The organism is Streptomyces sp. CT34, from assembly GCF_000805335.1.
Classification (GTDB): Bacteria; Actinomycetota; Actinomycetes; order Streptomycetales; family Streptomycetaceae; genus Streptomyces.
In genome coordinates, this window is sequence record NZ_KN708638.1 from 6500846 (window position 1) to 6516045 (window position 15200).

Sequence of the window (15200 nt, forward strand, 5' to 3'; positions counted from 1 at the left end):
CCATGGCTGGTGCCACCCGTACACCCACCGACCTCACCCAGGGCGGCAAGACCGACGCCGGTATCGGCGCCTCCACGCTCCGCCCGGACGGCACCCTCAAGGTGACCGGTGAGTTCGCCTACTCCTCGGACATGTGGCACGAGGACATGCTGTGGGGCTTCACGCTCCGCTCCACCGAGGCACACGCCGAGATCGTCTCCATCGACACCTCCGAGGCGCTGGCGACCTCCGGTGTCTACGCCGTCCTCACCTACGACGACCTGCCCACCGACGTGAAGAACTACGGCCTGGAGATCCAGGACACGCCGGTTCTCGCGCACGGCAAGGTCCGGCACCACGGTGAGCCGGTGGCGCTGGTCGCCGCCGACCACCCGGAGACCGCGCGGCGTGCCGCCGCCAAGATCAAGATCGAGTACAAGCAGCTGCCGGTGATCACCGACGAGGCGTCCGCGACCGCCGAGGGCGCGCCGCTGGTCCACGAGAACCGCGACGACCACCACGCGGGCCACGTACCGCACCCCAACATCGTCCACCGGCAGCCGATCGTCCGCGGCAACGTCGCCGAGGCCGCCGAGAAGGCCGACGTCATCGTCTCCGGCGAGTACGTCTTCGGCATGCAGGACCAGGCGTTCCTCGGTCCGGAGTCCGGTCTGGCGGTGCCCGGTGAGGACGGCGGTGTCGACCTCTACGTCGCCACCCAGTGGCTGCACTCCGACCTCCGCCAGATCGCCCCGGTCCTCGGCCTGCCGGAGGAGAAGGTGCGGATGACGCTCTCCGGCGTCGGCGGCGCGTTCGGCGGTCGCGAGGACCTGTCGATGCAGATCCACGCCTGCCTCCTGGCGCTGCGCACCGGAAAGCCCGTCAAGATCGTCTACAACCGGTTCGAGTCCTTCTTCGGGCACGTCCACCGGCACCCCGCGAAGCTCTGGTACGAGCACGGCGCCACCAAGGACGGCAAGCTCACCCACATGAAGTGCCGGATCGTCCTGGACGGCGGCGCCTACGCGTCCGCCTCCCCGGCGGTCGTCGGCAACGCCTCGTCCCTCTCGGTCGGCCCGTACGTCATCGACGACGTCGACATCGAGGCCATCGCGCTCTATTCCAACAACCCGCCCTGCGGCGCGATGCGCGGCTTCGGCGCGGTCCAGGCGTGCTTCGCGTACGAGGCGCAGATGGACAAGCTCGCCGCGAAGCTGGGCCTGGACCCGGTCGAGTTCCGGCAGCTCAACGCCATGGAGCAGGGCACCATCATGCCGACCGGGCAGCCGGTCGACTCGCCGGCCCCGGTCGCCGAACTCCTCCGGCGCATCAAGGCGATGCCGCTTCCCCCGGAGCAGCAGTGGCTGGCGGCCGGCGAGGGCGCCGACGTCCGGGCGCTGCCCGGCGGCCTGTCCAACACCACGCACGGCGAGGGCGTCGTCCGCGGTGTCGGCTACGCCGTCGGCATCAAGAACGTCGGCTTCTCCGAGGGCTTCGACGACTACTCCACCGCCCGGGTCCGCATGGAGGTGCTGGCCGGTGAGCCGGTCGCCACCGTGCACACCGCGATGGCGGAGGTCGGCCAGGGCGGCGTCACCGTGCACGCCCAGATCGCCCGCACCGAACTCGGCGTCGAGCAGGTCACCATCCACCCCGCCGACACCCAGGTCGGCTCCGCCGGCTCCACCTCCGCCTCCCGCCAGACGTACATGACCGGTGGTGCGGTGAAGAACACCTGCGAGGCGGTGCGCGAGAAGGTCCTGCAGCTGGGCCGCGCCAAGTTCGGCACCTACCACCCCGCGTGGGCCACCGCCGAACTGCTGCTGGAGGGCGGCAAGGTCGTCACCGACGGCGGTGAGGTGCTGGCCGATCTCGTCGACGTCCTGGAGGGCGAGGCGATCGACCTGGAGCTGGAGTTCCGGCACCGGCCCACCGAGGCGTTCGACCTGGTCACCGGCCAGGGCAACGGCCACGTCCAGTACTCCTTCGCGGCCCACCGCGCGGTCGTGGAGGTGGACACCGAGCTCGGCCTGGTCAAGGTCATCGAGCTGGCGGTGGCGCAGGACGTCGGCAAGGCGCTCAACCCGCTGTCCGTCGTCGGCCAGATCCAGGGTGGTACCACCCAGGGCCTGGGCGTGGCGGTCATGGAGGAGATCATCGTCGACCCCAAGACCGCGAAGGTGCGCAACCCCTCCTTCACGGACTACCTCATCCCCACGATTCTCGACACGCCGTCCATCCCGGTCGATGTGCTCGAACTCGCCGACGAGCACGCCCCCTACGGGCTGCGCGGCATCGGCGAGGCCCCCACCCTGTCGTCCACCCCGGCCGTCCTCGCGGCGATCCGGAACGCGACCGGGCTGGAGCTCAACAAGACGCCGGTACGCCCCGAGCACCTCACCGGCACCTAACCGCATACCGCCTGGGGGCCACCCTCCCCAGGCCCCCACGCCCTCCGGGCGGTGCGTTTCAGGGGTGTCCCTGTCCGTCCTCCTCAGCGCACCGTCCGGAGATCTCCCCGCACCACGCAGTCGCTGACCCGCTCCACCAAGGGGCCGGCAGCACCCCGTTCGTCTCGGGCCGTTCCCCCGGGTCGTGCAGCCGAAGATCCATCCCAAATCTCGCCCCGAGCGAGTGCCCCTATGAACCTTGGGAGTAAGGCACCATGACCCAGCAGTCCACTGAGCCGATGACCACGGCGGAAGACGCGGGCGACGGCTCGCGTCAGCCCGCCGGCCGGTCCTGGCTCGACCGGTACTTCCACATCTCCGACAGAGGGTCGTCCATCGCGCGGGAAATGCGCGGCGGCATCACCACCTTCATGGCGATGTGTTACATCCTGCTGCTCAACCCGGTCATTCTGGGCTCGGTCCAGGACGTCCACAAGAACACCCTCGCGCACGCCGGCCTGGTCACCGCCACCGCGTTCGGCGCCGCCGTCTGCACCCTGCTGATGGGCTTCGTCGGGAAGGTCCCGCTGGCGCTCGCGGCGGGCCTGAACGTCTCCGCGGCCCTGACCACCCAGGTCGTCCCCAACATGACCTGGCCGCAGGCCATGGGCATGTGCGTGATGTACGGCGTCGTCATCTGCCTGCTGGTCGTCACCGGCCTGCGGGAGATGGTCATGAACGCCATCCCGCTCGCCCTCAAGCACGCGATCACCATGGGCATCGGCATGTTCGTCGCCCTGATCGGCCTGGTGAAGGCCGGGTTCGTCGGCAAGGGCATCGGCACCCCGGTCACCCTGGGCGCCACCGGCAACCTCTCCGGCTGGCCCGTCCTGTTCTTCTGCCTGACCCTGCTGCTGATCTTCATGCTGCAGGCCCGCAAGGTCCCCGGCGCCATCCTCATCGGCATCGTCGTCGGCTCGGTGTTCTCCATCGCCGCCACCAAGCTCGGCGGACTGACCGCCAAGGACTGGGGCGGCACGCCGCCGGCGCTGAACGGCAGCGCGGTGTCGATGCCGGACTTCGGGCTCTTCGGGCACGTGCAGTTCGGCGGCTGGGGCTCCATCGGCGCCCTCAGCGTCGGCATGATCGTCTTCACCCTGGTGCTGGCCGGCTTCTTCGACGCCATGGCCACCATCATCGGTGTCGGCACGGAGGCCAAGCTGGCCGACGACAAGGGCCGGATGCCTGGCCTGTCCAAGGCGCTGTTCGTGGACGGCGCCGGCGGTGCCATCGGCGGTCTCGCCGGCGGCTCCGGACAGACCGTGTTCATCGAGTCGGCCAGCGGCGTCGGCGAGGGTGCCCGTACCGGTCTGTCGTCCGTCGTCACCGGTCTGCTCTTCGCGGCCTGCCTGTTCTTCACCCCGGTCACCCAGCTCGTGCCGGCCCAGGTGGCAGCCGCCGCTCTGGTCGTCATCGGCTCGATGATGATGAGCGTCGCCAGCCATGTGGACTGGAGCGACCGCGCGGTGTCCATCCCGGTCTTCCTGACCGTGGCCCTGATGCCGTTCACCTACCAGATCACCACCGGCGTCGGTGCCGGCGTCGTCGCCTACACCGCCATCAAGGCGGCCCAGGGCAAGTGGCGCGAGATCGGCGGTTTCATGTGGGTGCTGACCGGCATCTTCCTCGTCTACTTCTCGCTCCATCCGATCCAGCAGTGGCTGGGCATCAAGTAACGCCCGTCCGCCCCCACTCTCGGCTTTACTCGAGTGGGGCCCCCATCCATCCGTAAGGAGACCGACATGCTGGACATCGCCGAAGAGCTGAACCGGTGGGTCGAGCAGGGACGCGCCTTCGCCGTGGCCACCGTGGTGGCCACCAACGGCAGCGCGCCCCGCCAGCCCGGTGCCGCCCTCGCCGTCGACCGCGACGGCACGGCGATCGGGTCGGTCTCCGGCGGATGCGTGGAGGGAGCGGTCTACGAGCTGTGCCAGGAGGTCCTGCGGACCGGCGAACCGGTCCTGGAGCGCTTCGGCTACAGCGATGAGGACGCCTTCGCCGTGGGCCTGACCTGCGGCGGCATCATCGACATCCTCATCACCCCGGTACAGGTGAGCGCCCCCGGATCCGCTGCCGACAGCGGCTCCGGGGGGCCTGTGGTGGACAGCACTGCCGCAACGCTCGCCGCCGCGCTGGCCGCCGCCGCATCGGGAGAGACGGCGGCGGTCGCGCGGATCGTCGAGGGCCCGGCCGAACTGGTCGGCAACGCCCTCCTCGTCCGCCCCGACGGCAGTCACACCGGCACCCTCGGCGGACACCCCGCCCTCGACCGCACCGCGGCCGGGGAGACCCGCGCCCTGCTGGACGCCGGGCGCACCACGACCCTGGAGATCGGGGTGGAGGGTTCGCGGTGCGGGACGCCGGTCGTCCTGCTCGTCGAATCCTCCGTCCCCGCGCCCCGGATGATCGTCTTCGGCGCCATCGACTTCGCGTCCGCGCTGGTCCGGGTCGGCAAGTTCCTCAACTACCACGTCACCGTCTGCGACGCCCGCCCCGTCTTCGCGACCCGGACCCGCTTCCCGGACGCCGACGAGATCGTCGTCGACTGGCCGCACCGCTACCTCGACTCCCAGGATCTCGACCCCCGCACCGTGCTCTGCGTCCTCACCCACGACGCCAAGTTCGACGTCCCGCTGTTGGAACGGGCGCTCAAGCTCCCCGTCGCCTACGTCGGCGCCATGGGCTCGCGCCGCACCCACCTCGACCGCCAGCAGCGGCTGCGCGACGTCGGCCTCACCGAGATCGAGCTCAACCGGCTCCGCTCGCCGATAGGGCTGGACCTCGGCGCGCGCACGCCCGAGGAGACCGCGCTGTCCATCGCCGCCGAGATCGTCGCCAACCGCCGCGGCGGCACCGGCGCGCCGCTGACCGGTGCGCACACCCCGATCCACCACGACACGGCCCGGCCGGTGGGGCGGATCGGGTCGGTGGCCTGAGGGCCGGGCGGCCCGAAGTCCGGCGGGACTCGGGGCCGGCAGGACCCGCGGGACCGGCGTACCTGACGCCGCCGGCCCCGCGGTCGGGCCTTGGGGCCGCTACGGCACGGGCGCGATATCCCTGCGGGGGGCGCGCCCGTGCCGTTGCCTTTTCGTGCAGCACGCCGCTTTTCGCGCAGCACACCGCGTTCGTGCAGCACACCGCGAGGGTGTGAACGCGATGGCGAAGGCGACAGTGGCGGCGACCGATAACGCGTCGGCGAGTGCGAATGCATCCGGGAACGAATCCCGCACGGCGCTTCCGCCGCCCGCCGCCCTGTCGCCCTGTCGCCGTCATGACGGTCGGCGTGTGGCTGCCGCTCTCGCCGGTGGCCGGTGTGCTCGGCATGCAGGCGCTGCCGATGAGCTACTTCCCGTGGCTGATCGGGACGTTGGCGGCGTACTGCCCGCTGACGCAGGGGGTCAAGAGCTGGGTACATCCGGCGGTTCGGTGAGCGGCTGTGACGCCCTGACCACAGCGCCCTTACCACCGCGCCCTGACCGCCCCGCCACCGCCCCGCGGCCCCCTGCCCTCACCCGCCGGGGGCCGCGGGCGCGCCGTCCGCGTCGCCGCCCGGTCGCCCGCCGTGCGGCAGCCGGCGCACCGCACCGGAGGCCAGCGGCAGCACGGCCGCCACGGCGGAGACCGCCCCTGCCACCGCGGCCACCCGGAAGCCGCCGTACGTCCTGGCGAGCGGCCCCACGCACAACTGCCCCACGGGGATGGCGACATACGACAGCAGATCGTTGTACGACGCGACCCGGGACAACACGTGCCGGGGGACGTGCTCCTGGAGCGAGGTGTCCCAGGCGACACCCGTCACCGCGACCCCGAGCCCGGCGGCGAACGCACCGGCCACCAGCCAGGGAGTGCCCAGCCGCGCCCCCAGCACCAGCAGCGGCAACGCGCTCAGCGCACTCGTCAACTGCCCCAGTCCGAGCAGCCGCCGCACCGCCAGCCGGTACAGCACCGCACCCGCCGCCAGCAGCCCGGCGCCCCGCACGCTCAGCACCACGCCCCAGGCCGCCGCACCGCCGGCCTGCCGGGTCAGCGCGGGCCCCAGGATCTGCCAGGTCCCGGTCTGCACCAGGTTGACGACGAAGAACGACAGCGTCCCCAGCCACACCCACCGGATACGCCGGAACTCCCGCCACCCGTCGCGGATTTCGGCCGCCACGGAGGACCGGCGCCGGTCCGGCGCCCCGCCGCGGAGCGAGACCCGGGCCAGGCACCCGGCCGCCACCAGATACGTCAGCGCGTCGAAGGCGATCGCCGGCCCGCTGCCGACCACCAGCACGCACCCGCCCGACAGCCCCGGCCCGAGCACCTTGGTCGCGTTCCGCACCGACCCCAGCAGCGCATTGGCCGACCGCAGCCGAGCCGCGCCGACGAGCTCCGGTACCACACCGCGCAGCGCCGGTGCGGTGAACGCGGCCAGCACACCGTTCAGCACCTCCAGCCCGGCCACCGGCAGCAGCGCGTAGTGCCCGGTCAGCAGCAGCCAGGCGACCGCACCCTGGGTGAGCGCCGCGCCCAGATTGGCCGCCACCAGCACCTTACGGCGCCCGAACCGGTCCGCCGTCGCGCCGCCCACCAGCAGGAACGTCAGCAGCGGCACCATACGGGCGGCCTGCACGACGCCGAGATCGCCGGCACTGCCGGACGCGGCGTCCAGTACCGCGAAGGTCAGGGCGACCGGGGCCATCGCACTGCCCAGCAGCGACACCGTCTGCCCGGCCAGGAACCAGCGGAAATCCGCAAGGGAGAAAAGGGAGGAGCGCACCCGACGGAGTCTGCGGGCCCCGTCCGGGAACCCTATGCTTTCGGCACCAGGCGAAAGAACTCGGGGAAGAAGACCGCGCAGAAGGCAGAAGATTGCGCAGAACACCGCGCAGAACACGCGAAGAAGGTCGGAAAGAAAACCGACGCCGCACCCCGACGGAAGGCCGCGATGACCACACTCCGGCTGAGCCCGCTCGCCCTCTCCCGCTCCCGCTTCGCGCTCTCCCCTCTCGCCGAAACGCTGGGCACGGCGATCGCCCTCGCCCGGCCCCACCCCGACCCCTGGTTCGCGTCCTGGCGCGCCCGCCACCTCCCCGACTTCACCGCCACCCTCGACGCCGACCCCTTCGCCAGGGGCCTGATCGGGCTGATCAGCTCCACCAAGTGGCTGCCCGGCTTCGTCGCGGTTCCGCCACCGGACGGTATGCGTACCGCCCTGCCCCGCGAACTCGCGGCCGTACGCGCCGTATCGGACGACGCCTTCCGCGCCGAGCTGGCGCCCTCGCTCAGCCACAGCTGGCGCCGCCACGACCTGGACTGGCTCACCGGACACGACTGGGGCCCCCGCACCGCCGACCTCCTCGACGCCCTCTGGACCGCCCACATCGCCCCCGACTGGCCCCGCCGCCGCGCCCTCCTCGAACGCGATGTGGCCTACCGGGCCGGGCTCCTCGCCGCGTACGGCTGGCCCCGCGCCCTGGAGCAGATGAGCCGGCACAGCACCTGGGTCGGCGCCGACGCCATCCGCTTCAGCAACCGCCCCGGCCCCGAGCGCGTCATCGGCGACGACGGCATGCTCTTCGTCCCGGTCAGCCTGTCCACCGGCACCTGGCTCTGCCAGGGCCCGCCGGGCCACTACGCCCAGGTCTATCCGGCCCGCGGCGCGGCCACCGCGCTCACCCCCGGCCGCCCCCGCGGCGCCCTGACGCGCCTCATCGGCACCGGCCGCGCCGCCATCCTCCACGAACTCGCCCACCCCGCCACCAGCACCGAACTCGCCGCCCGGCTCGGCCAGTCCCTCGGCACCATCGGCGGCCATCTGTCCGTACTGCGCGAGGCCGGCCTGGTGGCGGGGACGCGGGTGGGGCGGCGGGTGGTCTACCGGCGCACGGAGGACGGCGACCGGCTGGCGGGGGAGCGGGACCCCTGACCTCTCCCCGATGTCACCCTGGGCGTACGGGAGTTGGTGAGCTGCTGCCTCGGCGGCACCCCGTTGCGGCGGCTGGTCCGGGCCGGTCTCGTATCCGGCCGGCGCTGATCCTGCAAGACCTGCCGGTCCGCCGTCCGCCGGTCCGCCGTCCGCCGGTCCGCCGTCTGCCGGTCCGCCGGGCCGCAGGCGACGTGAGCCAGGAATCCCCCTCGTCCACGGCTCCGTTGGGCCCCAACGGAGCCGTCCACGAAGGGGAGGAGTCAATGGGGAGAACTACCGAGCGTCCGCCCGCTCGGGGCGCAGCGCCGCCATCACCAGTACGTCGTGCCAGGCACCGTCCCAGCGCAGGGCCTGGCGCATCCGGCCCTCCAGCACGAAGCCGCAGCGCTCGTAGGCGCGCCGGGCGCGGTCGTTGTACGCGAAGACCTCCAGCTGGACGCGGTGCAGGCCGATCCGTTCGAAGGCGTGGCCGAGGAGCAGCCGGATCGCCTCGGAGCCGATGCCGCGGCCGGTGGCGGAAGGGGCCAGGGCGATCCGGAAGCTGCCGTGGGCGTTCGCCGGGTCGATCCGGCTGAGTGCGAGATCGCCCAGGTAGCCGCCGGTCTCCCGGTCCTCGATGGCGAGGTCCAGCCGGTCCGTGCGGGTGGCGCACTCGGCGATCCAGGCGCGCATCCCCGCCACGGTCCAGTCCTGGTGGGTGCCGGTCAGCCGGCGGGTCTCCGGGTCCCGGAACGTGGCGTGGAAGGCGGTCGCATGCCGGTCCGACAGCGGGACCAGCCGGATGCGGTCACCGGTCAGCACCGGCTTCTCGGCGAGTGCCGTCGTATCGATCATGCGGGCATGATGGCCGGGCCGCGGCCGGCCGGACAAGGGAATTGACCGCCGGCCGGCGCGGTTGGTCCGGGTGGGGCCCGAGAGGGCCGGGGAAGGGTGGGGAGGGGCGGGTGTGGAGCTGCGGCAGGTGCGGTATTTCGTCATGGTCGCGCAGGAGCTGCATTTCGGGCGGGCCGCGGACCGGCTGCACATCGTGCAGTCGGCGGTGAGCCAGCAGGTCCGGCGGCTCGAACGGGAGCTGCGGACCGAGCTGTTCGACCGTTCGGCGCGCCAGGTGCGGCTCACCGCGGCCGGCGAGCGGTTCCTCCCGGAGGCGCGGGCGCTGCTCGCCGCCGAGGAGCGCGCCCGCGCCGTCGTCGCCGAACTGGCCGCGGCCCGCGCCACCACGCTCCGCCTGGGGACGAGTACGGGCCTGGGCACCCATCTCGACCGGGTGCTCGACGCGCTCGCCGGCAGCGCGCCGGAGATCCGTGTGGAGCTGGTCGCGGGACGGACCCGGGAGCGGCTCGACCGGGTCGCCGCCGGCGAGCTGGACGCGGCGTTCCTCCGCGGCGAGGTGGCCGACACCGGCCGGGACGGGCTGCGATACCTCCCGCTCTGGCAGGACCCGCTGGTCGCGGTCGTCCCGGCCCGGCACCCGCTCGCCGCCTCGCCGGGCACCGTCGCGCTCGCCGACTTCGCGGGCGTACCGCTGGTGCTGACCGAGCGCCGGAACAACCGGGCGCTGGTCGACCTGGTCGTCTCCGCCTGCCACGCCGCCGGCTTCGCGCCGGTACCGGGCCCCGCGTACGGTTCGCTGGACGACACCCTGACCGCGATCGGCGCGTGCGGGTCCGCCGCGGGCATGTGGACGGTCGTCTACGCGGCCCACGCCCGCCGGCTGAGCACGCCGCGGGTGGCGTACCTCCCGTTCCGCAACCCCGGCATGGAGCTCACCACCTATCTCGCGGTCCGCCGCGCCGACCCGCCTCCCGGGCTCGAAGCGCTGCTCCGGGCCTGTGCGACCCGCACCGCCGACGACGACCTTGCCCCGTGACCCGCGCCGCCGCCGGCGACCCCGCCCCGTGACCGGTCCTCCGCCGGCGATCTCGCTTCGTGATCGCTGCGTGCGCGATCAGCTTCTTGGTCACCGGACCCGTTCGCGATGGACTGGGGTCACCCCGGCGAGCCACCCGGAAACCCGGGGCGGACGGACATCCCAACCGCCGCCGCTCGCCATCGAGTTGAGGAGTACGGACATGCCCATCGTCACCGTTCAGCAGGGTCCCCGCAGCGTCGAGCTGAAGCGGGAGCTGGTCCGGCAGATCACCGACGCGTTCGTGGACGCGTACCGGATCCCCGCCGAGACCGTGCAGGTCTGGATCCAGGAGTACCCGGCCGACAGCTGGGGCGCGGCCGGGCAGCTCACCGCGGACAAGTAGCCGCAGCCGGTCGCCGCGCAGGGGGACGGGCCGGCGCCCCCGTCCCCCTGCGGCCGTGACGACGCCACCGCCACGTCGACGGAACCGCTCGCCCCGACGCACTCCGCACGCCGCCACCTGTGCTTTCGCCCATCAGGGGGTGGTGGGACCTCCGCCGCTGATTACATGCTGGCAGCAGGCACTGCGGCAATCATGAGGACAGCGCGGACGGCCGCCCGGCCGTGACAGGTGCTGTTCCGGATACAGGAGAGAGCATGCGGACACCGATGACGATCGCGGACTTCCTCGACCGGGCCGAGCTGGGCTTCCGGGACAGCCCGGGCGTGGTCGACGAGCCGCAGCAGCCCGCCACGCCGGTGCCCGAGTCGACCTACGGGCGGTTCGGCGAACGCGTCCGCGCCTGGCAGGCGGGGCTGGACGCCCTCGGCGTCGGCGAAGGCGAGCGGGTGGCGGTCGCCAGCCACAACTCCGCACGCATGCTGGAGCTGCTGTTCGCGGTACCGATGAGTGGCCGCATCTGCGTCCCCGTCAACTTCCGCCTCAAGCCCGACGAAGTCGACTACGTCGTCCGGCAGAGCGGTTCCGCCGTCCTCCTCGTCGACCCGGAACTGGACGACGCGCTCTCCGGCGTCACGGCGCGCCACCGGTTCGTCCTCGGTGAGCAGACCGACACCGAGGTGATGCGGTTCGGCGTCGAGCCGCGCCCCTGGTCGGAGCCGGACGAGGACGCCACCGCGACGATCAACTACACCTCGGGCACCACCGCCCGCCCCAAGGGCGTGCAGCTGACCCACCGCAACATCTGGGTCAACGGCATGACCTTCGGCCTGCACACCCGGGTGTGGGAGCGCGATGTCTACCTGCACACGCTGCCGATGTTCCACTGCAACGGCTGGGGCATGCCGTATGTGACGGCCGGCCTCGGCGTGAAGCAGGTGGCGCTGCGCAAGGTCGACGGCGCCGAGATCCTCCGGCGGGTCGACGAGCACGGCGTCACGCTGATGTGCGGCGCGCCCGCGGTATGGAACATGGTCCTGGACGCGGCGGCGAACTGGGAGGGCGAGATCCCGGGACGGGACCGGGTACGGCTGATCTGCGCGGGCGCCCCGCCGCCCACCAGGACCATCCGGCGCGTGGCGGAGGAACTGGGCTGGGAGTTCACCCAGCTCTACGGCCTGACCGAGACCTCGCCGCTGCTCACCTTCAACCGCACCCGCCCTGCCGACGTCGGCCTCCCCGCCGAGGAGCGCGCCCGCAGGCTCTCCCGCGCGGGCCTGCCCGCCCTCGGCGTCAAGCTGAGGGTCTCGGACTCCGGCGAGGTGCTGGCCCGCTCGAACACGGTGCTGGACGGCTACTGGGAGAAGCCCGAGGAGACCGCGGAGGCGCTGGTGGACGGCTGGTTCCACACCGGCGACGGCGGCACCCTCGACCCCGCCGACGGCCATCTGACGATCTCCGACCGGAAGAAGGACGTCATCATCACCGGCGGTGAGAACGTCTCGTCGATCGAGGTGGAGGACGCGATCTTCAGCCACCCGGCAGTCGCCGAGGTCGCCGTCATCGGCGTCCCGCACGAGAAGTGGGGCGAGACGATCAAGGCCCTCGTCGTCCTCGCCGAGGGTGCCACGGCCCAGGAGTCCGACATCATCGCCCACTGCAAGCAGCGCATGGCCGGCTACAAGGCCCCGACGTCCGTGGAGTTCCGCGACTCCATCCCGCGCACGGCCACCGGAAAGATCCAGAAGTTCAAGCTCCGCCGCCCGTACTGGTCGGGCCTTGAGCGAGAGGTCAACTAGCTTGTGACGTTCGCGATATCGCGCGCGGAGATCGCGGCCGTCTTCGGTGCCGAGGGGCTGGCCACGGTTCCGCCGGAGCGGATCAACCCGGCCGTCACACACGCCCCGACGGCCCGGTTCCTTGAGGAGGTCGGCCTGCCCGACGTCCCGGAGTTCGTCTTCTGGGACGACGGCGAACTGGGATCGGGGCTGACGAGTGCGCTGGACCGCATCGCGCATCTCGGCGACTTCACCGAAGCGCCGCTCGACGGCTGGGGCGTTCCCGGATACACCTGCACCGACACGTCCCTGCTCGACGGGGCCACCGGGAAGGTGTGGATCTTCCTCGACGGGGATGCCGGGGTCGCGTTCGTGAACAGCGGGATCGACCTCTTCGCACGGTTCCTCGCCGCGTTGCACCGCAACGCCGAACTGCTCCACCCGGACCACGACATGCCCGAGGACATCGAGGCCGTGGCGAAGGAGCCGAACGGAGAACTGCGCGCCCTCGACCCCGCCGCCTTCGCCGACGACCGGTGCCTGTGGCCCGTCATGCCCGAGCGCCTCGCCTGGGACTGGTCCCCGCCCACCCCTGACCCATCGGACAGGCCCCGGTGACGGGGCGTCACGGGTACGGCGACGCGTGGCCGGTGAGCGCCCCGGTCCCTCAACAGGGGCCGGGGCGCGTCCCGTTGCGGGGGGAGTGCGCCCGGTGGCCGCCGGCCGGCTGCCGGGCGCCGGCTGCCGTCCGGGGCGAGCCGGCCTCCGCGTGCGAAAGGGCGGGCGAGTCAGGGGCCTTTCGGGCACCCGGGACGCCATGCTGTACCAGGCGCGTAGGGGATGTTCCTGGAGTGACGCGTCCTCTCCAGTGGGCAGCCTTGCGGGTGCAGTGCAGCGATGGCCGACGTCGTGCTTCTGGGAGTAGTGGATGACCGCATGGGTGGATGTGTCGGACGGGGTGCCTCCGGAGGGCGGAGCGCTGCTTTCGCCCCTTGAGGCCAGGGGATGCGCCGATCTGCCGAAGACCGTCTCCGGCGAGATCCGCCGTACCGCCCGGCGCGTGGGCCGCGCGCCGGGCCACGGCGGCGCCGCGTACCGGAAGGAGAACCAGCGATGAGCAGCCAGCCGCAGACCGAGCTGTCGTACGCGAGCGGGGCGGCGGACCGTCCGCTGCTCGGCCGGACCATCGGGGCCGATCTGGCCCGGACCATCGCCCGCTTCGGCGAACGCGAGGCACTCGTCGAGGTGGCCGGGAACCGCCGCTGGACGTACGCGGAACTGGGCCGGGCGATCGACGAGGTGGCGCTCGGGCTGCTCGCCAAGGGCGTGGGCAAGGGCGACCGGGTGGGCATCTGGGCGCCCAACTGCGCCGAGTGGGTCCTCGTCCAGTACGCCACCGCGCGGCTCGGCGCGATCCTGGTGAACGTCAACCCGGCTTACCGCGTCCATGAGTTGGCGTATGTGCTCCAGCAGGCCGGGGTCAGCGTGCTGGTCTCCGCCGTCGCGCACAAGGCGAGCGACTACCGGCGGATGATCGAGCAGGTGCGGGCCGAGTGCCCGGCGCTGCGCGACGTGGTGTACATCGGCGACCCGACCTGGGGCGGGCTGCTGGCCGCCGGAGCGGCCGTACCGCACACCCGACTCGCCGAGTGCGAGAAGACGCTGACCGCCGACGACCCGGTCAACATCCAGTACACCTCCGGCACCACCGGCTTCCCCAAGGGCGCGACGCTCTCGCACCACAACATCCTCAACAACGGCTACTGGGTCGCCGAGACCATCGACTACACCGAGCACGACCGGGTGTGCCTGCCGGTGCCCTTCTACCACTGCTTCGGCATGGTGATGGGCAACCTCGGCATCACCTCGCACGGCGGCTGCATCGTCATCCCGGCGCCCGCCTTCGACGCCGCCGCCACCCTCCGGGCCGTCCAGGACGAGCGCTGCACCGCGCTCTACGGCGTCCCCACCATGTTCATCGCCGAGCTGAACCTCCCGGACTTCGCCGACTACGACCTGACCTCACTCCGCACCGGCATCATGGCCGGCTCACCGTGTCCGGAGGAGGTGATGAAGCGGGTGCTCACCGAGATGCACATGCCGGAGGTGTCCATCTGCTACGGGATGACCGAGACCTCGCCGGTCTCCACCCAGACCCGGCGGGGCGACGACCTGGAGCACCGCACCGCGACCGTCGGGCGGGTGCTGCCGCACATCGAGGTCAAGGTCGTCGACCCGGCGAGCGGGGTGACCGTACCGCGCGGCACCCCGGGCGAACTGTGCACCCGCGGCTACAGCGTGATGCTCGGCTACTGGCAGGACCCGGAGCGCACCGCCGAGGTCATCGACCCGGCCCGGTGGATGCACACCGGCGATCTCGCGGTGATGAACGACGACGGTTACGTCCGGATCGTCGGCCGCATCAAGGACATGATCATCAGAGGCGGTGAGAACGTCTACCCGCGGGAGATCGAGGAGTTCCTCTACTCCCACCCCAAGATCGCCGACGTCCAGATCATCGGCGTCCCGGACGAGAAGTACGGCGAGGAGATCGCCGCCTGCGTCATCCTCCGCGACCCCGAAGACCCGCTCACCCGCGACGAGTTGGCCCGCTACTGCCGCTCCCGGCTCGCGCACTTCAAGGTGCCGCGCCATCTGGAGATCGTCGACGCCTTCCCCATGACGGTCAGCGGCAAGGTCCGCAAGGTCGAACTCCGGGAGCAGCTGGCCCGGCGGCTGGGGACGGCACAGCGGCCACCGGCGGAGGAACGGCCCCCGCGCCAGGAGGGCAGGCTGGGCGGCCGGGCCGGGAAGACGTGACCGGCCGAGCGGG

Annotated in this window: 13 protein-coding genes; 11 read left to right on the forward strand and 2 right to left on the reverse strand. The window is 72.1% G+C overall.

Annotation, left to right across the window (positions count from 1 at the left end; all coding sequences use genetic code 11):
* Nucleotides 1-2: 2 nt before the first annotated feature.
* The 4 genes from RZ84_RS28320 (at nucleotide 3) to RZ84_RS37160 (ending at nucleotide 5859) form a co-directional block, all read left to right on the forward strand.
* Nucleotides 3-2390 carry a xanthine dehydrogenase family protein molybdopterin-binding subunit gene (locus RZ84_RS28320; protein WP_043266935.1) on the forward strand — a complete coding sequence of 796 codons (2388 nt, stop codon included), beginning with the start codon at nucleotides 3-5 and terminating at the stop codon, nucleotides 2388-2390.
* A gap of 254 nt (nucleotides 2391-2644) precedes the next feature.
* The gene (locus tag RZ84_RS28325) at nucleotides 2645-4105 is read left to right on the forward strand and encodes an NCS2 family permease (protein WP_043266937.1); all 1461 of its coding nucleotides are present in this window, start codon (nucleotides 2645-2647) and stop codon (nucleotides 4103-4105) included.
* A 66-nt stretch (nucleotides 4106-4171) separates the two neighbouring features.
* Complete coding sequence (locus RZ84_RS28330; RefSeq protein ID WP_043266939.1) at nucleotides 4172-5365, forward strand: XdhC family protein; 1194 nt, start codon at nucleotides 4172-4174, stop codon at nucleotides 5363-5365.
* A gap of 335 nt (nucleotides 5366-5700) precedes the next feature.
* Nucleotides 5701-5859: a hypothetical protein gene (locus tag RZ84_RS37160; RefSeq protein ID WP_198540063.1), complete on the forward strand. Its 159-nt coding sequence runs from the start codon at nucleotides 5701-5703 to the stop codon at nucleotides 5857-5859.
* Between the two features lie 78 nt (nucleotides 5860-5937).
* Here the strand turns inward: RZ84_RS37160 and RZ84_RS28335 are convergent, their stop codons facing one another.
* On the reverse strand, nucleotides 5938-7188 hold the full coding sequence (locus RZ84_RS28335) for an MFS transporter (RefSeq protein WP_052230198.1): 1251 nt from the start codon (nucleotides 7186-7188) through the stop codon (nucleotides 5938-5940).
* Between the two features lie 168 nt (nucleotides 7189-7356).
* Between RZ84_RS28335 and RZ84_RS28340 the strand changes: the two genes are divergently transcribed.
* On the forward strand, nucleotides 7357-8337 hold the full coding sequence (locus tag RZ84_RS28340) for a winged helix-turn-helix domain-containing protein (protein ID WP_043266941.1): 981 nt from the start codon (nucleotides 7357-7359) through the stop codon (nucleotides 8335-8337).
* 273 nt (nucleotides 8338-8610) lie between these two features.
* Here the strand turns inward: RZ84_RS28340 and RZ84_RS28345 are convergent, their stop codons facing one another.
* Nucleotides 8611-9171, reverse strand: a complete 561-nt coding sequence (locus RZ84_RS28345) for a GNAT family N-acetyltransferase (RefSeq protein WP_043271051.1) — start codon at nucleotides 9169-9171, stop codon at nucleotides 8611-8613.
* 112 nt (nucleotides 9172-9283) lie between these two features.
* Between RZ84_RS28345 and RZ84_RS28350 the strand changes: the two genes are divergently transcribed.
* The 6 genes from RZ84_RS28350 (at nucleotide 9284) to RZ84_RS28375 (ending at nucleotide 15187) form a co-directional block, all read left to right on the forward strand.
* Complete coding sequence (locus tag RZ84_RS28350) at nucleotides 9284-10207, forward strand: LysR family transcriptional regulator (RefSeq protein WP_043266943.1); 924 nt, start codon at nucleotides 9284-9286, stop codon at nucleotides 10205-10207.
* Between the two features lie 202 nt (nucleotides 10208-10409).
* A complete protein-coding gene (gene dmpI / locus RZ84_RS28355) occupies nucleotides 10410-10592 on the forward strand; it encodes a 4-oxalocrotonate tautomerase DmpI (RefSeq protein ID WP_043266945.1) in 183 nt (60 codons plus the stop codon).
* A gap of 254 nt (nucleotides 10593-10846) precedes the next feature.
* Nucleotides 10847-12388, forward strand: coding sequence for an AMP-binding protein (locus RZ84_RS28360; RefSeq protein WP_043266947.1), 1542 nt, complete (start codon nucleotides 10847-10849; stop codon nucleotides 12386-12388).
* 3 nt (nucleotides 12389-12391) lie between these two features.
* The gene (locus tag RZ84_RS28365) at nucleotides 12392-12985 is read left to right on the forward strand and encodes an SUKH-4 family immunity protein (protein ID WP_043266949.1); all 594 of its coding nucleotides are present in this window, start codon (nucleotides 12392-12394) and stop codon (nucleotides 12983-12985) included.
* Nucleotides 12986-13295: 310 nt separating this feature from the next.
* Entirely contained in the window at nucleotides 13296-13484 is a 189-nt protein-coding gene (locus RZ84_RS28370) for a hypothetical protein (RefSeq protein WP_043266951.1), read from the forward strand.
* Nucleotides 13481-15187, forward strand: a complete 1707-nt coding sequence (locus RZ84_RS28375) for an AMP-binding protein (protein ID WP_241777893.1) — start codon at nucleotides 13481-13483, stop codon at nucleotides 15185-15187. Before RZ84_RS28370 ends, RZ84_RS28375 begins: the two co-directional genes overlap by 4 nt.
* The last annotated feature ends 13 nt before the right edge of the window (nucleotides 15188-15200 follow it).